At 65.2% G+C, this 22127-nt stretch carries 19 protein-coding genes; 8 read left to right on the top strand and 11 right to left on the bottom strand.

Going from position 1 to position 22127, the window contains the following annotated elements; all coding sequences use genetic code 11:
• Positions 1–33: 33 nt before the first annotated feature.
• Positions 34–669, top strand: coding sequence for a DUF2461 domain-containing protein (locus tag AC5RTE_RS12560; protein WP_494041724.1), 636 nt, complete (start codon positions 34–36; stop codon positions 667–669).
• A 4-nt stretch (positions 670–673) separates the two neighbouring features.
• Here AC5RTE_RS12560 and AC5RTE_RS12555 read toward each other — a convergent pair whose 3' ends face one another.
• The 7 genes from AC5RTE_RS12555 to AC5RTE_RS12525 all read right to left on the bottom strand — a co-directional run bounded on the left by AC5RTE_RS12555 (position 674) and on the right by AC5RTE_RS12525 (position 8982).
• Positions 674–1033, bottom strand: coding sequence for a nuclear transport factor 2 family protein (locus AC5RTE_RS12555; RefSeq protein ID WP_494041754.1), 360 nt, complete (start codon positions 1031–1033; stop codon positions 674–676).
• A 164-nt stretch (positions 1034–1197) separates the two neighbouring features.
• On the bottom strand, positions 1198–2745 hold the full coding sequence (locus AC5RTE_RS12550; protein ID WP_494041723.1) for an amino acid permease: 1548 nt from the start codon (positions 2743–2745) through the stop codon (positions 1198–1200).
• 174 nt (positions 2746–2919) lie between these two features.
• Positions 2920–3330, bottom strand: coding sequence for a DUF779 domain-containing protein (locus tag AC5RTE_RS12545; RefSeq protein ID WP_494041722.1), 411 nt, complete (start codon positions 3328–3330; stop codon positions 2920–2922).
• A gap of 3 nt (positions 3331–3333) precedes the next feature.
• Complete coding sequence (gene exaC / locus AC5RTE_RS12540) at positions 3334–4857, bottom strand: acetaldehyde dehydrogenase ExaC (RefSeq protein WP_494041721.1); 1524 nt, start codon at positions 4855–4857, stop codon at positions 3334–3336.
• Positions 4858–4947: 90 nt separating this feature from the next.
• Positions 4948–6288, bottom strand: a complete 1341-nt coding sequence (locus AC5RTE_RS12535; RefSeq protein WP_494041720.1) for a GAF domain-containing protein — start codon at positions 6286–6288, stop codon at positions 4948–4950.
• Positions 6289–6445: 157 nt separating this feature from the next.
• Positions 6446–7879 (bottom strand): FAD-dependent oxidoreductase, encoded by a 1434-nt coding sequence (locus tag AC5RTE_RS12530; protein ID WP_494041719.1) that lies wholly within the window; start codon positions 7877–7879, stop codon positions 6446–6448.
• A 104-nt stretch (positions 7880–7983) separates the two neighbouring features.
• Entirely contained in the window at positions 7984–8982 is a 999-nt protein-coding gene (locus tag AC5RTE_RS12525; RefSeq protein WP_494041718.1) for a DNA topoisomerase IB, read from the bottom strand.
• Positions 8983–9065: 83 nt separating this feature from the next.
• On the opposite strand from AC5RTE_RS12525, the gene rarD reads away from it, so the two are divergent.
• Both rarD and AC5RTE_RS12515 read left to right on the top strand, forming a co-directional pair.
• Positions 9066–10115, top strand: coding sequence for an EamA family transporter RarD (gene rarD / locus AC5RTE_RS12520; protein WP_494041717.1), 1050 nt, complete (start codon positions 9066–9068; stop codon positions 10113–10115).
• Between the two features lie 42 nt (positions 10116–10157).
• Positions 10158–11399, top strand: coding sequence for an NAD(P)/FAD-dependent oxidoreductase (locus AC5RTE_RS12515; RefSeq protein WP_494041716.1), 1242 nt, complete (start codon positions 10158–10160; stop codon positions 11397–11399).
• Between the two features lie 100 nt (positions 11400–11499).
• Here AC5RTE_RS12515 and gabT read toward each other — a convergent pair whose 3' ends face one another.
• Both gabT and AC5RTE_RS12505 read right to left on the bottom strand, forming a co-directional pair.
• Positions 11500–12870 carry a 4-aminobutyrate--2-oxoglutarate transaminase gene (gene gabT, locus AC5RTE_RS12510; protein ID WP_494041715.1) on the bottom strand — a complete coding sequence of 457 codons (1371 nt, stop codon included), beginning with the start codon at positions 12868–12870 and terminating at the stop codon, positions 11500–11502.
• Positions 12871–12916: 46 nt separating this feature from the next.
• Positions 12917–14347, bottom strand: coding sequence for a gamma-aminobutyraldehyde dehydrogenase (locus AC5RTE_RS12505; RefSeq protein ID WP_494041714.1), 1431 nt, complete (start codon positions 14345–14347; stop codon positions 12917–12919).
• Positions 14348–14515: 168 nt separating this feature from the next.
• Here AC5RTE_RS12505 and AC5RTE_RS12500 point away from each other — a divergent pair, with 168 nt between their 5' ends.
• Entirely contained in the window at positions 14516–15952 is a 1437-nt protein-coding gene (locus tag AC5RTE_RS12500) for a PucR family transcriptional regulator (RefSeq protein ID WP_494041713.1), read from the top strand.
• Positions 15953–15967: 15 nt separating this feature from the next.
• On the opposite strand, the gene AC5RTE_RS12495 is transcribed toward AC5RTE_RS12500, so the two are convergent.
• Positions 15968–17536 (bottom strand): CYTH and CHAD domain-containing protein, encoded by a 1569-nt coding sequence (locus tag AC5RTE_RS12495; protein ID WP_494041712.1) that lies wholly within the window; start codon positions 17534–17536, stop codon positions 15968–15970.
• Positions 17537–17681: 145 nt separating this feature from the next.
• On the opposite strand from AC5RTE_RS12495, the gene AC5RTE_RS12490 reads away from it, so the two are divergent.
• From AC5RTE_RS12490 to AC5RTE_RS12480, 3 genes are all read left to right on the top strand, one after another.
• Positions 17682–19028 (top strand): MFS transporter, encoded by a 1347-nt coding sequence (locus AC5RTE_RS12490; protein ID WP_494041711.1) that lies wholly within the window; start codon positions 17682–17684, stop codon positions 19026–19028.
• Between the two features lie 6 nt (positions 19029–19034).
• Positions 19035–19715, top strand: a complete 681-nt coding sequence (locus AC5RTE_RS12485; protein ID WP_494041710.1) for a FadR/GntR family transcriptional regulator — start codon at positions 19035–19037, stop codon at positions 19713–19715.
• A gap of 118 nt (positions 19716–19833) precedes the next feature.
• Complete coding sequence (locus tag AC5RTE_RS12480; RefSeq protein WP_494041709.1) at positions 19834–21051, top strand: AI-2E family transporter; 1218 nt, start codon at positions 19834–19836, stop codon at positions 21049–21051.
• A 93-nt stretch (positions 21052–21144) separates the two neighbouring features.
• Here the strand turns inward: AC5RTE_RS12480 and AC5RTE_RS12475 are convergent, their stop codons facing one another.
• Positions 21145–21681, bottom strand: coding sequence for a hypothetical protein (locus AC5RTE_RS12475; RefSeq protein WP_494041708.1), 537 nt, complete (start codon positions 21679–21681; stop codon positions 21145–21147).
• A 153-nt stretch (positions 21682–21834) separates the two neighbouring features.
• On the opposite strand from AC5RTE_RS12475, the gene AC5RTE_RS12470 reads away from it, so the two are divergent.
• Complete coding sequence (locus AC5RTE_RS12470; RefSeq protein ID WP_494041707.1) at positions 21835–22125, top strand: hypothetical protein; 291 nt, start codon at positions 21835–21837, stop codon at positions 22123–22125.
• Positions 22126–22127: the final 2 nt, after the last annotated feature.

Below are 22127 nucleotides of genomic sequence, written 5' to 3'. Positions count from 1 at the left end.
GCCACCACTCGCAGCCCTCCCTAGGATCGACGCATGACAACTTTCCAGGGCATACCTGCCGGCGCCTTCGAGTTCTACAAAGAGCTTCAGGACAACAACAACCGCGAGTGGTGGCTGGAGTACAAGGACAGGTACCAGGAGCTGGTCCGGGAACCGCTCACGCTCCTCCTCGCGGAGCTGGAGCCCCGCTTTGGCCCCGGCCGGGTTTTCCGGGCCAACAGGGACGTCCGCTTCTCCCAGGACAAGTCGCCTTACAAAACTGCACAGGGTGCTTTTGCATCCAATCAGGAAGGGATGGGCTACTACCTCCAAATCAGCGCGGACGGGCTCCTGGCGGGCGGAGGCTACCACTCCCACACGCCCGCGCAACTGGCGAGATACCGGAACTCTGTGGATGCGTCAGGAACGGGCGAAGCACTCCGGCACATTGTGGATGCCGTCAGTGCTGCCGGTTTTGTGGTGGAAGGAGAACGGCTCAAAACCGTACCGCGCGGGTATCCCCGGGACCATCCCCGGGGCGCGCTGCTGAAGCAAAAGTCGCTAGCGGCAAGCGTGAACCTCGGACAGCCTGCCTGGCTGGAGACACCGGAAGCAGTGCAGGAAATTGGAGCGTTGTGGGATGAGCTGCGGCCGTTGGTGGAATGGGTGGGCCGGTACGCCGCGCCCTAAGCTTTCACATGGTGCTGGCCAGTTCCACGTTGTAGGAACGGATCCGGACCACCCGCCCGTCCACGAAGTCATAGATGTCGCAGGACGCCACCCGGCTGACGCTGCCATCGCCTGAGACATAGCTCGCGACGCTGTCCACCACCACACTCGATGAAGCCTCTATCACCCTGAACGTGTCGAAGGTGGTCTGGACGCCCCTGAGATCCCGTGCCAGGGATGTGCAGACGTCCATAACGGCGGGCTTTCCGGTAAGGGCTTCACCGCCCACAAGCTCCCAGATGATGTCGTTGTCCAGCTGGGGCACGGCATCTTCGAACCGATGGCTCGAAAAAGCCCTGGCTACCGCTTCCATCGCCACCTGCATACCGCCCACTCCCTTAGTGCCCCCTTGGCCGACCTTCGGTCCACTCATTGAACTCCAAAGTCTCTCCGGCTGCACGTGTAATTCCGGCTTCTGCAAAACGAAAACCGCCCGCTGTCCAAAGATCAGCGGGCGGTTCTGCATTCAGGCAAGCAGTTCGGAGGGTGTCAGGCGCGGGTCAGTTCGTCCTCGTCGTTCCTGCCGGCAGCAACGGAAGCACCATTGACGGCGGTATTCGCTTCCTGGAACCGCTCGTTCAGCCGGGAGTGGCGCTGGCCGTAGGCGAAGTAGATGGCCAAACCGATAGCCAGCCAGATGGCAAAGAAGATCCAGGTCTCCACGGCCAGGTTGGTCATCAGGTAGAGGCACAGCAGGGCGGAAACAATCGGCAGGACCTTGCCGAAGGGGACGCGGAAAGCCGGCTTCAGGTCCGGGCGCTTCTTGCGCAGCACGAGGATGCCAAGGCTCACCACCACAAAGGCGGACAGCGTACCGATGTTGATCATTTCCTCCAGCAGGTCCACATTGGTCAGGCCTGCTACCAGCGCAACAGCGGCGCCGCAGATGATCTGGAGACGCACCGGCGTTGAACGCTTCTCGCTGGTCCTGGAAAGTGCACGCGGCAGGAGGCCGTCACGGCTCATGGCAAGCACTACGCGGGACAGGCCCATGAGGAGCACCATGATCACGGTGGTCAGGCCTACCAGGGATCCGAACGCGATGACCTTGGCCGCGGACGTGTCACCCACTGCTTCGAATGCGGTGGTGAGGGTCGGGCTCTCTGCCTCCGCCAGCTGGGTGTAGGAAACCATGCCGGTCAGCGTCAGGGAAACCAGGATGTAGAGCAGCGTCACCAGGGCGAGGCCGCCGAAGATACCGCGCGGCAGGGTCTTCTGCGGGTTCTTGACTTCCTCAGCAGAGGTGGCCACCACGTCGAAGCCGATAAAGGCGAAGAACACCAGGGCAGCGCCGGCGAAGATGCCGAGGGTGCCGTACTGTGCCGGGGCTGCTCCGGTGAGGAAGCCGAAGAACGACTGCTTCAGGACATCGGCGGTGCCGGTGCCGCCGGTTGGCTCAGCTGCCGGGATGAACGGGCTGTAGTTTTCAAACTTCACGTAGGTGAAGCCCACCACGATGACGAAGAGGACCACACCGATCTTGATCAGGGTGAAGATGTTGCCCACACGGGCGGACAGCTTGGTGCCCAGCACCAGCAGCACCGTAAACACGGCAACGATCAGGAAAGCACCCCAGTAAAGGTCCACACCGCCGAGTGAGACTGCCGCGGGGATGTCGGCGCCCATCAGCGCGAAGACCTTGCTGAGGTAGATGCCCCAGTACTTGGCGATGACGGCGGCCGCGGTAAAGAGCTCAAGGATCAGGTTCCAGCCAATGATCCAGGCGAGGAGTTCGCCCATCGTGGCGTAAGTGAATACATACGCGGAGCCTGCCACGGGAATGGCGGTGGCAAATTCGGCGTAGCACATGATGGCAAGGGCGCAGGTAATGGCGGCGATCGCGAAGGACAGCGTGACGGCGGGGCCGGAGAAGTTGGCTGCTGCCTTGGCGCCGACCGAGAAGATACCGGCGCCGACGGCAACGGCGACGCCCATGATCATGAGGTCCCAGGTGCTGAGGGAGCGCTTGAGCTTGCGTCCGGGCTCATCGGCGTCAGCCATGGACTGCTCGATGGATTTGGTCCGGAGGAGGTTCATAAGGGGATCACTATCCTGATTTCTGATGGAAACAGACCTATCAACGATAGTGTCCATCCACTGGCCGGTCCCAATGGTTCCGGATGGTGAGACGCACTCCTGCCGAACCATGTTCTGCCAAAAGCACTTAAGACCCTCCATGGGGAGGGCCTCAAGCGCTTTTAGTCCGAATAGTCAGGCAGGCCAGTCCATCAGCCGCGACCGGATGAGGAACCTCTTGCCTTCCGGCGCTTCCACCGAAAAACCGCTGCCCCGCCCCGGCACGACATCTACTGTCAGATGCGTGTGGCTCCAGTAGTTGAACTGCTCCCGGGACATCCAAAACTCCAGGAGTTGGGGCTCGGGCCCAGTGGAAACATCGAACACGCCCAGGAGGACGTCGGAGTCACCGGTCAGGAAGTCGCCCTTCGGGTAACACATGGGCGAGGAACCGTCACAGCACCCGCCGGACTGGTGGAACATCAGCGGTCCATGCTGAAGCCAAAGCTTCCGCAGAAGCTCCGCGGCCGCCGGCACGAGGGCCACCCGGGAAAAGTCCTCCCCGGGCAACGCCGCCGCGGCTTCGATAACACTTTCCGCAGCCATGGCCTAGAAGAAACCGAGCTTGTTTTCGTTGTAGCTGACCAGCAGGTTCTTGGTCTGCTGGTAGTGGTCCAGCATCATCGCGTGGTTCTCACGTCCGATGCCGGAGGACTTGTAGCCGCCGAAGGCGGCGCCGGCCGGGTAGGCGTGGTAGTTGTTGACCCAGACGCGGCCGGCCTGGATTTCGCGGCCGGCGCGGTAGGCAACATTGCCGTTGCGGGACCAGACGCCGGCACCCAGCCCGTAGAGGGTGTCGTTGGCCAGTCCCATGGCGTCGTTGTAATCGCTGAATTTGGTCACGGCCACCACCGGGCCAAAAATCTCCTCCTGGAAAATCCGCATCTTGTTATGGCCTTCGAACACCGTGGGCTGGACGTAGTAGCCGCCTGCCAGGTCGCCTGGCAGTTCTGCCCGGCCGCCGCCGGTCAGCACCTTGGCGCCCTCCTGCTTGCCGATGTCGATGTAGGAGAGGATCTTTTCGAGCTGGTCGTTTGAGGCCTGGGCGCCCACCTGGGTGTCGGTGTCCAGCGGGTTGCCCTGGACCATCTTCTCGACCCGGGCAATCGCGTCGGCCATAAAGGACTCATAGATGTCCTCCTGCACCAGCGCGCGGGACGGGCAGGTGCACACCTCGCCCTGGTTGAAGGCGAACAGCGCGAAGCCCTCCTGGGCCTTGTCGTAAAACGCATCGTTGTCCTGGGCGACGTCGTTGAAGAAAATGTTCGGGCTCTTGCCGCCCAGTTCCAGGGTGACAGGAATCAGGTTCTGGCTGGCGTACTGGCTGATGAGGCGGCCTGTGGTGGTTTCGCCGGTGAACGCGATCTTGCGGATCCGGGGGCTGGATGCCAGCGGCTTGCCGGCCTCCACACCGAAGCCGTTGACCACGTTGACCACACCCGCGGGAAGAAGGTCGCCGATGAGCTCCATCAGGACCAGAATGGACGACGGCGTCTGCTCGGCGGGCTTGAGCACCACGGCGTTGCCGGCGGCGAGCGCCGGAGCCAGCTTCCACACTGCCATCAGGATCGGGAAGTTCCAGGGGATGATCTGCCCTACGACCCCGAGCGGTTCGTGGAAGTGGTAGGCAGTGGTGTCGTCATCGAGCTGGGACAGCCTGCCCTCCTGGGCGCGTACGGCCGAGGCAAAGTAGCGGAAGTGGTCGGCTGCGAGCGGAAGATCGGCGTTGAGGGTCTCGCGGATGGGCTTGCCGTTGTCCCAGGACTCAGCAACGGCGAGCATCTCAAGGTTGCCGTCGATCCTGTCCGCGATCTTGTTCAGGATCGCCGCACGCTCGGCCACAGAGGTTTTGCCCCACGAGGGTGCTGCCTTATGCGCTGCATCCAGTGCCAGCTCAATGTCCTCGGCCGTGCCGCGGGCCACCTCACAGAAGGCCTTGCCCGTTACCGGTGTGATGTTTTCAAAGTACTGGCCCTTCACCGGGGCCACCCATTCCCCGCCGATCCAGTTCTCGTAGCGGTCCTTGAACGTGACCTTCGAGCCCTCGGTACCGGGCTGTGCGTAAACAGTCATTGCTAGCTCCTTTGCTGTGCAAACCAGGCTTTCGCCGTTGGAGCCAGCGTAGGAGCGGGAAGGTTGCAGCAAGGTTGCATCCAGTGCCATTTAGGCGTGGAGCTCTGCTTCCAGCCGTTCCAGGTCCGCGACGACGGCGGCGCGCTTGGGTGAGCGGGCCGGAAGGAGGCGGAGCGCGGCGCGGCGGATGCCGACGTCGTTCCTTGCCTCCGGGAGCGCTGCGTACCGGAGCAGCGACTCGGCGCTGCCGTCCGTCAGTACTGCTTCCCGCAGCAGCGAGGAAACCTTGTTCCGCAGCTCGATGATGCCGGGCGCCTCAGAGCGGGGCAGAACGGCGCCGCGGTAAATTTCCAGGGCGATGCGGTGGGCGCCGCGCTGCAGGCAGCTCAGCACCTGGGCGCTGTCCGGGACGAGGTCCAGGGGAAGCCGGTAAGGCCGGGAACCCGGAACAGCGTCCGGATCGAGTTGCTGAAGGACCTTCCGCAGGCGCACCATTTCAGCCCTGAGAGTGATGGTGGAGCCGTCCCCGGGATAGAGCAGGAGGTTGAGCTCCCCGGCGCTGAGACCATCGGAGTGGGTGCTCAGCATTGTGAGGATCTCGCTGTGCCGGGCGGAAAGTGCAACGGTCCTGCCACGCAGACTGAGCAGCGCGTGGTCGCGGCCCAGCAGCTGCAGGCTGTTCCGGTAGAGGCTGCTTATCTTGGCACCGGCCCCCGGTGCGTGGGAGGCGGCATGCTCCGGACGCCGTCGCGCGGGCATGGCGGCACGCTCCGAGGCGCGCTGAAGACGTTCAATGCGCAGCTGTGCCTGCGCGGCAGCCACGGTTGCCTCCACGAGGGACAGCGTGTGGGGTGCCACCGCAGTGGAAGTGCCGGTAATGTCCACGACTCCGAGCAGTGCGCCGGAATCCGGGTCGTGGAAGGGGACGGCCGTGCAGCTCCAGGCATGGACGGCCCGCTGGTAGTGCTCCGCTCCTGAGATCTGGATGCCGCGGCCCAGGGCGAGGGCGGTTCCGGGTGCGCTGGTGCCAACGGTGGCCTCGGACCAGTCGGCGCCGGGAACGAACATCATGCCCTCGGCCCTTCTCTGCAGGGCAGGATCACCATCAACCCAGAGCAACCGGCCCACCTCATCCCCTACCGCCACCAGCAGTCCGCTGTCGTGGCTGGGCTGGACCAGGAGCTTGTTGATGACCGGCATGATGGCGGCCAACGGGTGCTGCCGGCGGTAGTCCTCCAGCTCGTCCCGGTCGATGGCCAGCGGTGCAGCAGGGTTGTCCGGGTTTGCGTTGAAGCCGGCGGAGCGCTGCCAGGATTCGCGGATGAGGGGGCGGAGTCCGCTGGCGGCATCGGACATGCCGCCGCCGTCGAGGTTTTCATGGGCCGCAAGGGCACAGCGCTGCACCGGCTCCGCCTGAATCAGGTTCCTCATCGAACTCCTGTGCTGCCTGCAGGCACGGCGCCACAATGCCGGCCAAGGGTGGTGGCCATTCTAGCGCGGCCCTCCTCCCCTTACCCAACAGTAAGTTTGGGTCAGATGCCAGGGCCAGGAGGGTGATGAGGACCCGGCTTTTCCCTAACTCCGGGGGTCATGCGCGGGAGATGCGGATCATCTCCTCGCGCGGCACCACCTTGATGCGTTCACGCACCACATGGTCGGAGCCCTGCGGGCCGGTCCAGGCTGCACCGAGGCCGGCTTCGTGGGCGTCGAGCTTGTTCCAGCCTTCCCAGGTGGTGTATTCGATTCCGCGCTCTTCCAGCAGATCGATGATTGCCCGCGGGTCGGGGTTCCGGGCGGGAGGCAGGGTGAGCCGGTCCTCGAGCAGGAACCCGATGGTTTCCAGCGCATCACCCTTGGTGTGGCCGATCAGGCCCACCGGCCCGCGCTTGATCCAGCCGGTGGCGTAGATCCCCGGCACGGGTTTGCCCTCCGCGTCCAGCACCCGGCCTCCCTCGTTGGGGATGACGCCGCGCTCGGCGTCGTACTCCAGCTCGTCCAGGGCGGAGCCGTGGTAGCCGATGGCGCGGTAAACCGCCTGCACGGGGTAGTCGATGAACTCGCCCGTTCCCTTGGCGTTGCCCGTGCCGTCCAGCTGCATGCGCTCGAACTTGATCCCGCCCACCTTGCCCGAGCCGCCGTCGTCGTAAATCTCAACGGGGTTATGCAGGAAGTGCAGGTGCAGGCGGCGCGAGGAGGGGTGCTCGGACTCAGCGTGTTCCTCCACCAGCCAGTTGGTGAGGGTGTTCACCATGGTCTTGATCTGGTTGTTGCTGCGGATTGCTTCGTCGGATGCTTCATCGAACTCGAAGTCTTCGGGGTAGAGCACGATGTCCACGTCATGCATGTGGCTGAGCTCGCGAAGTTCCAGTGGCGTGAACTTCACCTGCGCCGGGCCGCGGCGGCCAAAGACGTGCACGTCCGTGACAGGTGACGCCTTCAGGCCCTGGTAGACGTTGTCCGGGATTTCGGTGGTCAGCAGTTCCTCGGGGTGCTTCACCAGCATCCGGGCCACGTCCAGGGCCACGTTGCCATTACCGATGACGGCGATCTCCTTGGCTTCCAGCGGCCACTCCCGCGGGACGTCCGGGTGGCCGTCGTACCAGGAAACGAAATCGGCCCCGCCGAACGATCCCGCCAGATCGATGCCCGGGATGTTCAGGTCCGCGTCTTTGATGGCGCCGGTGGAGAAGATGACGGCGTCGTAGAAGGCGCGGAAATCGTGCAGCGTGAGGTCCCGGCCGTAGGTTACGTTGCCCAGGAACCGGATGTCGCCGCGGTCCAGGACCTTGTGGAGCGCGTTGACGATCCCCTTGATCCGGGGGTGGTCCGGGGCGACGCCGTAGCGGATCAGCCCGTAGGGGGCAGGGTAGGCCTCGAAAAGGTCGATGCTGACCTCGAAGTCACCGTCCGCCACTCCCCTTGACTTGGTAAGGATGTCCGCAGCGTAGACGCCGGCCGGTCCCGCGCCCACAATTGCTACGCGGAGGGGACGTGCGGGGGTGGTTTCGCCGTGGTTGGACACCTGGGACCCTTCTGACCGATGACGTTGCGCAGCAGGAGCAGCGCACAATCACTTATTCTAATTGGCCGCTTCCGCGGCCCGCTGCTGCCTGCAGCGCAGGGGCCCTAGCCGCTTTGGGCCAACGGAACCACGTTGCCTTCACGGTAAAGCAGGGCACGGAGTTCCGTTTCGGCAGAGTCAGGCCGCTTGGGGTCGATGGTCTCGCCCTCGTGGTAATGGTCCAGGACGCGCGGGTCCACATAGCTCTTGCGGGCAATCGAGGGAGTGTTGCCCAGCACCTCGGATGCTTCAATCATGGCGCGGCTGATGGCCCTCTTGCGTTTCGCCGCCGTTCGTTGCGCCCCGGTCCGGGCCAGGCTGGCGGCAGCGGCCACGGTGCCGCGGAGGGTGCGGAAATCCTTGGCGGTGAAGTCCGATCCGGTGCGCTCCTTGACGTAGGCATTGATGTCAGCGCTGGTGACAGGACGCCAGTGGCGGCCTTCCTTGTATGCCATGAGGCGGGCATTGGGACCGCGGCGCTTGAGCAGGCGCAGGAGGGCCGCAAGGTCAGCGTCACGGATCTCCGATTCCCAGTCCTTGCCGCTCTTGCCCGGGAACCTCAGGAGGATCCGGTCCTTCCGCACCTGGACGTGGGCACAGAGCAGGGTGGCGAGCCCATGGCTGCCGTTTTCGTTGGTATACCGTTCGGATCCGACCCGCAGCGAACCGCTGTCCAGCATCCTGAACGCCCCGGCCAGGACGCGTTCGCGGGAAAAACCTTCGCCGCGGAGGTCCATGGTGACCCGCCGGCGGGCGGCAGGGAGCGACTCAGCCAACTGCAGGGCACGGTTGAACTTGACCCGGTCCTTACGTTCCCGCCATTCAGGATGGTAGATGTACTGCCGCCGGCCCACGGCGTCCACCCCTGTGGCCTGGATGTGGCCGTTTTCAAACGGGGCGATCCACACGTCCGTCCACGCCGGCGGGATGCCGATGCTCTCCAGTCGGTCCCGCACAGGGCCAGCCGGCAGGGTTGAACCGTTGAGGTCCCGGTAGCTGAAGCCCTTGCCTGCCGGGACACGGCGGTATCCGCGACCCGATGCGTTGCTTCGCCGGAGCCTCATCAGGCGGCCTCCGGCCCTTCGGCAAATATCATAAAGCAAGCCTACTGACTATTTGCCGGAATACCTGCCCTGGGACTGATGTTATGGATGTCGTGCCTTCTCCCGATGGATCTTCCACTTCCCATGTCCCTGCCCAAGCCGCTCCAGCAGCGCCGCCCTCCGAAACGGCGCCGGCAGGCACCAGGGGGGCGCTGCCCAAGGCAGTGGACAAGGAGACGACGGCTGGAATCCTCTTTGGCATCGGAGCTTACGGGCTGTGGGGGCTGCTCCCCCTCTACTTCTTCGTCCTGATGCCGGCGGGCGCCGTCGAAATTGTGGCGAACCGCGTAGTGTGGTCGCTGCTGTTCTGCGCGCTCCTCATTACCGTTACCCGTTCCTGGTCCAACCTTGCCCGCGCCCTCCGGGACCGCACAGTGTTTGGTTCCCTGGCACTGGCCGCCTTCCTGATCGCCGTCAACTGGTTGACCTACACCTACGGAGTGACCACCGGCCAGGCGGTGGAGGCATCGCTTGGCTACTTCATCAACCCGCTGGTCTCGGTCCTGCTGGGCGTCTTCGTGCTCAAGGAAAAGCTTCGCCCGCTTCAGTGGACGGCGGTGGGCATCGGATTCATTGCAGTGGGCGTCCTGACGTACTCCTACGGCAAGCTGCCGTGGATCGCCCTGACCCTGGCATTCAGCTTCGGCCTTTACGGCTTCGTCAAGAAGCGCGTCGGCCCCAAGGTGGACGCCGCCACCAGCCTCAGCGTGGAGACCATGGTGCTGGCCCCGTTCGCGGCGGTCACCATGATCTACCTTGCAGCGTCCGGAACAGCCACCCTGACCACTCAGGGCCCGGGCCATTTCTGGCTCCTGCTGGCCTCAGGTGTGATTACCGCCGTTCCGCTGCTGTTCTTCGGAGCTTCGGCCCGGCGGTTGCCCATGACCACCATCGGGCTGCTCCAGTACTTCGCACCCCTGCTCCAGTTCATCCTCGCCCTCGTGGTTTTCCGCGAAGCGATGACTTTGGACCGCTGGATCGGGTTCGGTGTGGTCTGGGTGGCGCTGCTGGTCCTCACCGTGGATATGCTGCGGACCGCCGGTAAAGCGTCGGCAGCACGGCGGCGCAGCAAAGCTTCGCTGAAATCCTCCTGACCCCCCTGTTGCCCGGAACCTCCGTTGGAGTAGGTTGCTCGAATGGAGGACTCATATCAGGTCATCGTGGTCGGGGCCGGGTTCGCCGGCCTGACAGCAGCGAAGGAACTCGGCCGCAAAGGCGTGCAGGTACTGCTCGTCGACTCAAACAGCTACCACCAGTTCCAGCCCCTGCTGTACCAGGTGGCAACGTCACAGATCGGCGTCTCAGCAATCGCCCGGCCTATCCGGTCAGTCTTCCGGCGGCTTCGAAACGTGCGGGTCCTGACTGCAGAGGTGACGGGGGTCGATGCCGGGAACCACACCGTCACCACAGCCGACGGCAATACGTTCCGGGCCCAAATCCTGGTTCTCGCCGTCGGCGCCGTCCCGAACTTCTTCGATACCCCCGGTGCCGAGGAGCATGCTTTCCCTCTGTATTCGGTATCGGACGCCAGCAGGCTCGGTACCAGCGTGACCCACCTGCTGGACCAGGCGGACCGGGAGCCGGGCACCGCGGTGGACATGGTGGTGGTGGGCGGCGGCCCCACCGGCGTGGAGACGGCCGGGGCGTTGGCCGAAAACATCAAATTCGTTGTGACCAAATACTTCTCCCCCGATCTCGCGTCCCGGTGCCGCGTACACCTGGTGGACATGGTCCCGACAGTGCTCAACATGTTTTCCAGCAAGTCCCAGGAATACACCCGAAAACGCCTGACAAAAATCGGGGTTCAGCTCCACATGGGAGTGGGCGTCACTGAGGTCCGGGCGGACGGCGTGACGCTGGCTGACGGGACGGAGATCCCCGGGGACGTCGTGGTTTGGGCCGGCGGGCTGAAGGGCGGGAACCTGATCTCCGGCTCGGGCCTGCCGCAGGGGAAGGGCGGACGGGTGGACGTCCGCCCGGATCTGACTGCCCCGGATGCCGAAGGCGTGTACGTGATCGGTGACGCCGCCAACATCACTGATTCCACCGGCGCGAAGCTCCCGCAGCTCGGGTCCGTGGCGCAGCAGGCCGGTAAATGGGCTGCCCGCAACATCCACGCGGACCTCAACGGCGGTACCCGGCAGCCTTTCCGCTACGTCGACAAGGGGTACATGGCCATGATCGGGCGGGGCGCCGCCGTCGCTGAACTGGGCCGCAAGCGAGTCCAGCTTCAAGGCTCACTGGCTTTCCTGTCCTGGCTCCTGGTCCACCTTGCCCTCCTGTCCGGATTCCAGCAGAAGGTCCGCGCCTTGTTTTCCTGGCTCAACGGTTACGTCCTGCACAGCCCGGCCCAGGTGGTTATAGGAGAACCGAAATGAAACTTCAGTGTTAAAGCCCTGGGACCCCGGAACTGATGTTCCGGGGTCCCAGGGTTTGTTCGCGCCGTTGCGAGGGGCCGCTAACTCTATTCGCCGTTCTTTACGCGTTGGCCTTGATCGCTGCTGCAAGGACGTCCAGTCCGTCGTTCAGCAGTTCGTCGGTGATCACGAGCGGCGGCAGGAGACGGATAACGTTGCCGTACGTGCCGCAGGTGAGGATGATGACGCCTTCCTTGAGGCAGGCGGCGGCAACAGCCTTGGTGAGCTCCGGGTTTGGTTCCTTGGAGCCGGCCTGGACCAGTTCGATGGCCAGCATGGCGCCGCGGCCGCGGACGTCGCCGATCACGGCAGAGCCGGCACCGCCCAGCTCAATCTGCAGCTCACGCAGGCGGGTGGTGGCCACCGCCTCGATATGGCGGGCGCGGCCGGCAAGGTCGTATTCCTCCATGGTGCCGATGGACGCCAGCGCGGCAGCACACGCCACCGGGTTGCCGCCGTAGGTGCCGCCCAGGCCGCCCGGGTGGACGGCGTCGAGCAGGTCTGCCCGGCCGGTGATGGCGGACAGCGGCATGCCGCCGGCGATACCCTTGGCGAGGGTCATGATGTCCGGGATGACGCCTTCGTGGTTGACGGCGAACCATTCGCCAGTGCGGCAGAAGCCGGACTGGACCTCGTCGGCGATGAAGACGATGCCCTTTTCCTTGGCCCACGCGGCCAGCGCGGGGAGGAAGCCCTCGGCCGGGACGATGAACCCGCCCTCGCCCTGGATGGGCTCGATGATGATCGCGGCTACCTGGTCCCCGCCGATCTGCTTCTCGATCATGGTGATGGCGCGCCTGGCGGCCTCGGCGCCGGTGATCTCCGGGTTTTCCTCGCGGTACGGGTAGCTCATGGGCATGCGGTAGACCTCGGGCGCAAACGGGCCGAAGTTGGTCTTGTAGGGCATGGCCTTGGCGGTCAGCGCCATGGTGAGGTTGGTGCGGCCGTGGTAGGCGTGGTCGAAAGCGACGACGGCGTCACGGCCGGTGGCCAGGCGCGCCACCTTGACGGCGTTCTCCACTGCCTCCGCGCCGGAGTTGAAGAGGACCGTGCGCTTTTCGTGGTCGCCCGGGGTGAGGCGGTTCAGCTGCTCGGCGACGGCGACGTAGCCTTCGTACGGGGTGACCATGAAGCAGGTGTGGGTGAAGTGCTCGACGGCTTCCTTTACGGCGCCGACGACGGCGGGATCGGACGCGCCGACGCTGGTCACGGCGATGCCTGAGCCGAGGTCGATGAAGGAGTTGCCGTCCACGTCGTGGATGATGCCGCCGTCGGCGTCTGCGACATAGACGGGGACGCCAGAGGCAACGCCGGCTGCAACCACGGCCTTGCGCCGCTCGGCCAGGGCGAGGGACTTGGGGCCCGGGAAGTCGGCCTGGACGCGCCGCTTCTGCTCAAGGCGGAAGGTGATGTCTGATGCGGTGGTGGTCATGGGGTTTCTTTCTTAGTTAGGGCGCCGGTAGGACTAGGAGAGTGGGTTATGCATCAAGTGCGCTCATGACGTGCTTGATGCGCGTGTAGTCTTCGACGCCGTACATGGAGAGGTCCTTGCCGTAGCCGGACTGTTTGAAGCCGCCGTGGGGCATTTCGGCGGTAAGCAGGATGTGGGTGTTGATCCAGACGGCGCCGAAGTCCAGGTCGCGGCTCAAGCGCATCGCGGTGCCGTGGTTGGACGTCCACACGCTGGAGGCGAGGGCGTAGTCGACGTCGTTGGCCAGCTCCACGGCTTCTGCCTCCGTGCTGAACTTCTGCACGGTGATAACGGGCCCGAAGGTTTCCTGCTGGACGATGTTGTCCGACTGCCTGGCGCCGGTGATGATGGTCGGTTCGAAGAAAAAGCCCTTCTCCCCTGCACGGTGTCCGCCGGTTTCGATCCGGCAGTGCGCGGGCAGGTTCTCCACCACCGAGGTGACCTGGTTGAAGTGGTTCACGTTGTTCAAGGGGCCAAAGTAGTTGTCTTCGTCGTTCTGCGAACCGGTGCGCAGGGTTCGGGTGTGCTCCACCATGGCGGCCACGACGTCGTCGTGCACGGAATCCTCCACCAGGACCCGGGTGATGGCGGTGCAGTCCTGGCCTGCGTTGAAGAAGGCGAACTCGGCGATCGCCGCGGCGCTCTTCTTGATGTCCGCGTCCTTGAAAACGATGGCAGGAGCCTTGCCGCCGAGCTCCAGGTGCGCGCGCTTGAGGCTCTTGGCAGCACCGGAGGCGACGGCAATGCCGGCACGCACGGAGCCGGTGATGGAAACGAGCCCCGGGACCTGGTGGTCCACCATCATGGCTCCGGTCTTGCCCGTGCCGAGCACCACGTTGAGCACGCCGGCGGGAAGGATGTCACCGGCAAGGCGGGCCAGGACCAGGGTGGATTCGGGGGTGGTGTCCGAGGGCTTCAGCACCACGGTGTTGCCGGCCGCGAGCGCGGGGCCGATCTTCCAGATGGCCATCAGGAACGGGTAGTTCCAGGGAGCAACCTGTGCCACCACGCCGATAGGCTCGCGGCGCACATAGGAGGTGTGGCCCTCGAAGTACTCGCCGGCGGACTTCCCTTCAAGGATGCGTGCGGCCCCTGCGAAGAAGCGCAACTGGTCAGCGCCGGTCGCGATTTCCTCCGAAGCGATCAGGGAACGGACCTGCCCGGTGTTGCGGTGCTGCGCCTCCACCAATTCTTCGCTGTTGGCCTCGATGGCGTCCGCGAGCTTAAGCAGCATCAGTTGCCGCTGTCCCGGGGTGACGTGCTTCCAGGTCTTGAAGGCTTCCTTGGCGGCTGCCATGGCCGCGTCAACGTCTTCCTGCACGGAGATGGGCGCGCGCGCCACAACGTCACCGTTGGTGGGGTTGACGATGTCCAGCGTGCCGGTTCCGGCAGGCGTAACGAACGTCCCGTTGATGAAGTTCTGCAAGGTCTGGACCACGGTGTGCAACCTCTTTCCTGGGGGCCACCCGCACCTGAGCGGTAATCAGGGCGGACGGATTTGACTGCCTTGAGCCTATGCCAGCACTCCTGCGCGGTGAATAGCCACCTGCACACCCTTTCTGCTGCTTGTTAGTGCGGTTGACTAGCTCCCGCTTATCCTTGGTTCATGGCCATTTCCCTCGCTGCCCTTCTGGGTGTCAAGTCCCTGAACCTGTCCAAAGCAGGGCTTGCCGAGACCACGTGGCACCAGGACATCAACTGGGTGGCAGTGACCGAGCTGGAGGACCCGCAGAGGTTCATCAACGGCGGGGAACTGATCCTCACCACCGGCCTGCGGCTGAAGTCCGCGCCGGAGCAGCGGCGCTTCGTGCGGCAGGTGCAGCGGGCCGGCGCCGTAGGTATCGGCTTCGGTGTGGGACTCTCGCATGAGGCCGTGCCGCCGGCACTGCTCGCGGAGGCGAACCGGTGGGGCCTGCCCGTGGTGGAAGTCCCCTACGCCACACCGTTCATCGCCATCGGCAAGCTGGTTGCTGACGCCCAGTCCGCGGACCACTACGCCAAACTTGAGCGCCTGATCGCCGGGCACCAGGTCCTGGCGCGCGCCCTGCTGACAGGCGGCGGCCTGGCCGAGCTCCTCAAGAACCTGGGTGGCATGCTGCGGGCGGACATTGCCCTCACCCAGTTCACTGCCCAGTTGTACAACAGCAGCAAGGACACTCCGCAGGCGGACACCTGGTCCTCGTACCCCATCCCAACTGGCCGGCGTGATGCCTGCACGCTGTGGGTGCACAAGCCTTTCGAGGACTCGGGCATCATCGGTTACGCCCAGAACCTGATCAGCGTGGAACTGAATAACATGGTCAAACAGCGCCAGTCCGAGCGCGCGCTGTGCGGGCAGGTGCTGGAGGACGTGATCCACGGGGCCCTGGAAACCAGTGAGGCCCAGCGCCGGCTCGCCGGCATCGGCGTGAACAGCACCCGCAAGAATGTTGTGCTGCTGGCAGTCTCCGCCGCCCACCACAAAGCCCTGTTGAGCACCTCAGTACCGCGGGAGCTGGAGAACGCCGTTGCCGCCGTCGTGGGCAAGGATCTCGTGCTGGTGATGAACGACGACGGCGGCACGGCGCCGTCTTTGGCGCGCAAGTTGAGTGACCACCTCGCTGAGGCGGGCATCCATGCGACGATCGGCATCGGCGGGGCGTACACCAAGCCCAACGGTCTGCGCTGGAGCTACTTTGAGGGGCGTGACGCCGCCAGCCACGGGTTGCCCGTAAACGAGCCGGAGCGGCTGAGCCTGACGTCCCTGCTGCTGGCAAGCGAAGACGTGCCGTTGGCCGACATGGCCCACGAGTCTCTCAACCCGCTCCGGACCTTCGACGCCGCCCACGGCGCCGAACTGATGACCACGCTTGAGAGCTACCTGAACAACAACGGTTCCGTGGCCGCGGTGGCCGAGGAACTCACCCTGCACCGGAACACCGTCAGGTACCGGCTGGCGCAGATCACCGAGCTCACCGGCTACGATCCCGCCGTCACCGCTGACCGGGTGCAGCTGTGGCTGGCGCTGGCAGTGGCCAGGCTGTCCGCCAGGCAGGGAAAGTAAGGAAACCCGACGTCGTCAGATGACCCGGGGCTTCAGCAGCCTCCGGGACTTCTTGCGGGCCTTGCGGTACTTGGCCTCGGCCGAATCCATCAATTCCGCCTGCCGGGTCCCGAGTGCGGCCAGTGCCTCAGCCGTGGTCCCCGACAGTTCCTGGCCTGTTTGGAGGGCCTGCAACAGGTTCCGTGCGATGACGGCGTCGTGGTAGTCCCCCAGGATCTTTTGCTGCCGGTGTGCGGCCTTGGCCACTTTCCCGGCGCGTTTGCCCCGCACCAGCGCAGCGGACTCCGCAACGTGGCGGAGCCGTTTGGCGTCCTTGCGCGCCTGGTGGAGGGCATTTTCGTGGGCCGTTCCCCGCCTTGCATGGGCCGCGGCCTTGTGCGAACGCCGCAGGCGGCGGGCCGACTTCTCCACCACCTTTGCGGCAACGGTCCGTCCTGGAGCAGCCACCCTGGACAGCACCGGCGGCCGGTTGCAAAAGCCTTCCAGGTCATCCAGCAGTCTGAAATAGCGCTCCGATTGCAGTGCCTCCTGAAGTTGGCGGTACCCGGCGTCGAAAGCTGCCCCGGCCTTGCGGTCGACCTGGGCCCTTGCCGCGTCGGCCCCCTCACCGGGCGGCAGCTCAGCGATGTGCGCCCGTAAGTGGTTCAGCAGGACTTCAGCGTCCCGGGGTTCGCCCAGCAGGCGGCCCAGCCAGTGAAGCTCGTCCCGGAGGCGCCGCACCGGGACGGCCCGGTAGAGCTTCCGGTAGGCGGCCAGCACCGAACGGATCCGCCGGGTCGCGGACCTCATGTCGTGGACGCCCTCGGGCTCCTCCAGCCGGACGGCGGCGTCCGCGGCGAAGATCTGGCCCAACTCCTCCCCTACATAGGCCGTGACGACGGAAGTGGCCGAGGCCTTCTTTCCCGTCCTGGGGGCGGCGGGGCTTTCCATCTCCCCTTCATCCCTCTCCCCTGAGATGCTCCCAAGTGCCCGCGCGAGCTTGGATGCATGGGCTGCGGGGCGGGCGCCGGCGGCAGCGAGGAGTGCACCGGCAGGGCCGAACAGCTCCGGTCCGCCGTCGACAAGTTCAAGTTCCCACTCCCGCCAGCGCTGCGGCCGTTCGTCCGCGGGCGGGTGCAGACGCGTCGCCACCACCTGGTCGTCCGCTAAGTCCGCCAGGTGACCACCGTCCTCCCCGTAGAACGCATGCGTGGTGCGCACTGTCTCCAGGCGGACAACCGGCACCAGTTGCGCGCCGCGGAGGTACGCCTGGACGTGGGCCAGCAGGATGTCGGGTACGACGTCGGGCTGGCCAAGCGGTGCATGCAGCTCCCTGCGCTGCTGGGGTTCCCCTTCGGATGCTGCGGCGGCTTCCGGCGGCAGCTTGAGGTGCCAGCCCGCATCCAGTCCCCCGGTGCGGCGGCGGAGAGTGATGCGGCGGGATGACAGCGTGTGGCGGTCTGTATCGAAATAGACAGCTTCAAGATGGGCGGTGTGGGGGGTCCCCACCCGGGCAACGCCCGGCAGGCCTTTCAGCGCGGGTACTGCGGCGTCGTCGCCGACGTCGTACTTCTTTTCAATCTCAATCCCCTGGGAAGCCTTCACAGCTGTCCTTCCGCTTGGTCCTTCCTGCGGGCCGGAACTCTGCGTTCCGGAACCCCGCTGGAAGTCTATTGTGCAGATGCAATGCGAGGGGAGAGGTTGGCCACAGAACTGGAGACATCAAACGTCTAACCTTTAGCCTTGAACCATGCCCGCCGCTCCCCCCGCTCCTGCCGCCGCGCCCTCCAAGCCATTATCCAAGCCGCCGGCCGCACGCGTGCCTGCGCCTGCCGCGTCCACTGCCGGGGCCCAGGTCACCAGGCCGCGTTCGGCCGTCGTGTTCGGGGTTATTGCGCTGGTGCTGATCGGGCTGAATCTGCGGGCGGGCATCACCGGGGCGTCCGCGCTGCTGCATGACCTGCAGAATGTGCTGGGGTATGGGCCGCTGGTGGCAGCGTTCATCCCGTCGATCCCCACGCTGTGCTTCGCCCTGGCGGGGGCGGGCACGTCCTGGTTGACGGGCAGGCTGGGGGTGGAAAAGGCGATCCTGCTGTCCCTGGCCATGCTTGCGGGCGGCCTGCTGCTGCGCGGGATTCCCGCTACCGGGATGCTGGTGGCCGGAAGCGTTGTGGGAATGTCCGGGCTGGCGATCTGCAACGTGGCCATGCCGTCCTTCATCCGGGAGCACTTCGCCCACCGGACCTCCCTTATGACGGCCCTGTATACGGTCACCATGACCACCGGGGCCACCGTCACCTCCGTTGCCGTCGTCCCCCTGGCGCAGGCCCTCGGATCCCCGTCCGCCGCCGTCGGGGCAATCGGCATCACCGCGGTGGCCGCATTCCTGGGCTTCCTCCCTGTTGCACTTCATGCGCACCGGCACAGCGGCCGCCCAGCGGAAAAGCACGTGTCGCCCTGGCCACTGCTGCAAACCCGGAAAGGGCTGCTGCTGACCGCAATTTTCGCGCTCCAATCCCTCATGGCTTACTCGCTGCTGAGCTGGCTTCCCTACATGCTCACCACCATGGGACTTGGCGCCTCCGGCAGCGGGCTGATGTTCGGACTGATGCAGCTGGTATCCGTTCCCGCGGGCATGCTGCTGATCGCCATCGGTTCCCGGCCCAGGATGTTGCGGCCGGCGTTCTACCTGGTCAGCATCACCATGGCGGCGGGCCTTGCCCTGCTCCTGGTCCTGCCCGTTGGCCTGGCCATCCTTCCGGTGATCCTGCTGGGTTTCGGACTGGGCATTTTCCCGCTGGTGATGGTGATGATCAGCCGCAGCGGTGCAAGCACAACCGAAACCACTGCGCTGTCCACACTGGCCCAGTCCACCGGCTACCTGCTCGCCACTACCGGCCCGTTCGGGATGGGGCTCCTGCACAGCACCACGGGCGGCTGGACCCTCCCCCTCGCTTTGCTGCTGGGCCTGGCGGTGGTGCAGATTGTGGTGGCCCACCTGATCACGGGCGGCGCGATGACCCGAAGCGTTGCCGGCACCCAGGCCAAAAACCCCATCGGCATCCCTGCCGGCAGCACCGCGGCCACCGGGAAGTAGCACGCCATGGCCCTGAGCACTTCCCACCGCCCGCCGCTCGCCGACGAAGTCACGGCAAAGCTGCGGACCATGATCCAGTCCGGCGAGTGGCCCCTTAACCAGCGCATCCCGTCCGAGACGGGACTGATGGCTGACCTGGGCGTCTCACGCGGTACGCTCCGCGAGGCCATCAAGGCGCTTGCCCACAGCGGGATGCTGGAAGTCCGGCGTGGTGACGGCACCTATGTGCGCGCCACCAGCGAGATCTCCGGCGCCGCCCGCCGCATGTACCAGGACCACACAGAGGCCCACATCTTGGAGGTCCGGCGCGGACTGGACACGCAGGCTGCCAGGCTGGCGGCGCGGAACGCGACGGCGGACGACACCGCCTCCCTGCGAGCCCTCCTCGCGGACCGGAACGAGGCCTGGATCTCGGAGGACTTCGAGGCATGGGCGAGGGCTGACTGGGGCTTCCACGAGCGGGTGGCGCAGGCATCGGCAAATCCCCTGCTGCACGCGCTTTACGTCAGCTTCGGCGCCGTTGTCCACGGGGATCTGCTGAAACAACTCCGCCGGCCCGGATTCGACGGGCTCCAGCATGAAGGCCACGACCTTCTGCTGGCCGCCATCGAGCAGCGGGACGAAGACGCGGCAGTTGCAACGGTCAACGCCAACCTGAACTCATGCGCCGAGTGGTTGGCCGGATAATCTGTTCCTCGGGGTTTCGCCCCTCCTCAATCAGTCAGTAGGCTTACTATCTGAGACAGGTAGTAGGCCTGCGGCGCATACCCGCGCCCAGGCACCCGCCGATGATGAGGAGTCCCCCATGGCGCGAGCAATACGCGTGACCGACCAGGGGCCGGCCACGGACACCCCGCAGCCCGTGCCGGCGGCCGGGTCAGCACCGCAGCAACACACCCCCGCCCCCGCTGCACGGAAGAAGGAACCAAAGCCGGCCGGCGCGCTGTGGGCGGACGGGCTGGGCAGGGTGGGCATCCGTTCGGCGCAGGTCCTGCTGATCCTGACAGTCGCCGCGGTCTCCGTTTACGCGCTGCTGCAGATCAAGCTGCTCGTGATTCCGATCCTGATCGCGCTCATCCTGGCCGCCGCCATCGGCCCGTTCGTCAACATGCTCCGGCGCCGCGGGATGCGGGGCGGCCTGGCCACCGGCATCGCCTTCATTGGGCTGCTGTTGGTACTCGGCGGCGTCTCCACTGTGATTTACCACTCGGTGCGGAACCAGTGGGGCGAATTGGCGCAGCAGGCTGCATCAGGGCTGGATGAGCTCGAGCAGTTCCTGCTGACCGGCCCCATCCCCCTCGAACAGGCACAGTTGGACCAGGCCCGCGAGGGCATTATCCAGTTCGCCACCAGCAGCCAGGTCCGGTCGGGGGCTCTTACCGGGCTGTCCGTGGTCACCGAGTTCCTGGCAGGGGCAAGCCTGGTAATCATCATCCTGTTCTTCTTCCTGAAGGACGGCGCCAAAATCTGGAACTTCTTCCTCCGTCCCTTCAAGGGGGAACGCGAAGCCAAGCTGCGCCGGGTCGGCAGCCGCACCCTTGAGGTACTGGGCGGTTACGTCCGCGGTACGGCAATCGTTGCGCTGGTGGACACTGTAGCCATCGGGGCCGCGCTGTTGATCATGCAGGTTCCGCTGGCCATCCCCCTGGCCATCATCGTTTTCATTGGAGCCTTTGTCCCGCTGGTGGGCGCAACCGTGGCCGGCATTCTGGCCGCACTGGTGGCCCTGGTGGCCAATGGCCCCGTGGTTGCGCTGATCGTGGTGGCCGTGGTCATCGCCGTCAACCAGCTCGAGGGCGACCTGCTGCAGCCGATTGTGATGGGCAAGTCCCTGCAGCTTCACGCCCTGGTGATCCTGATGGCATTGACCGCCGGCACCATCCTGGCCGGCATCGTCGGCGCGGTGCTCTCCGTCCCGCTGGCCGCCGTTGCCTGGGCCATCATCCAGGTCTGGACGGCCGAGGATCCGAACATGGAGGACATGAACCCGGACCTTCCGCCGCCCAACAGCCAGCCAATCTAAAGCGCTCCGGGAACCTCTTGGCCCAATCACGACGACGGTCCGGCACCTGGGTGCCGGACCGTCGTTGCGTTTGCTGCGTCAGCGCCGCGGGAGTTAGCTGCGCAGTCCCTTGAACACGTTCTTGGGCCGCTGCATCTCGCCATGCTTGGCTCCAAGGATCACTACGAGTCCGGCGAAAGCGGGGATGACCCACTGCAGCATTTTGAGCTGCTGCTGCGCGGCCTGGAGTTCGTCGGAAGCGTCAGGCCGCGGCTCGGTGGCGCCTTCGGCGCCCTCCGCTGCGAGCTTTTCGACCTTCTTGCCAAGGATGCCGGAGTACAGGGTTACCGCTGCGCCAACCAGCGTCACGGCCGTCTTGATGACGGTGTCCCTTGCCACGCCGTCCTGCTGGGCGATGCGCTCCTTGTTCTCCAAGGCGATGGCGAGGTCCGCTACGAGGTGCGAGGCAAATGCTGCCGTCTGGAACGGCGCCCATTTCATCCAGCCGGCGCTGGAGAGCCGGGTGCGCTCAGCGGGGTCCTTGGCTTGCGCTGTTGCGCCGTTCAGGCCGATGGCCCCCATCAGGGACCCACCAAACCATGCTGCTGCCGTCAGGTCGTGAACTGACCGGGCAATGAGATTTCCTGCCATGATGTGCATTCCTAACGTTGAACTGGTTGAGATGCCGTGCCTGCGGACTTCACTTGCCGTGTCCCATCGAGGTCATGGTCCGCCTATGGTAAGCACACTTACTAATGTTACGAAAGCCCGTCTTGCCCATGCCGACCGCGTAATATCGTGCTCATGGGAACTACTGGGAGTTTGTTCGGCTGGGCCTTCGGAGACCCGGCCCGCGAAAATGAAGACAGCTACGTGGACGGGCTTCAACGCGAAGCATTCGGAAATGCGCAGGACACCGCCAAAGCCAAGGGCCTCGCTGTTGTCCCAGGCTCCGAGGTGTTCACCGTGTTGAGTGCGGACGATACCCTGGTGGAGCTGGACAACGCACCCGGAAAGCTCGTGGTGCGCTGCACCGTTCACGTGGAGGGACCCGGTGCGGAGAAGATCCGTGCCGAAGGGCCCATGAACGGCTGACC

Source organism: Arthrobacter sp. K41, assembly GCF_059089645.1.
This window is presented reverse-complemented; position numbering and strand designations above follow the sequence as displayed.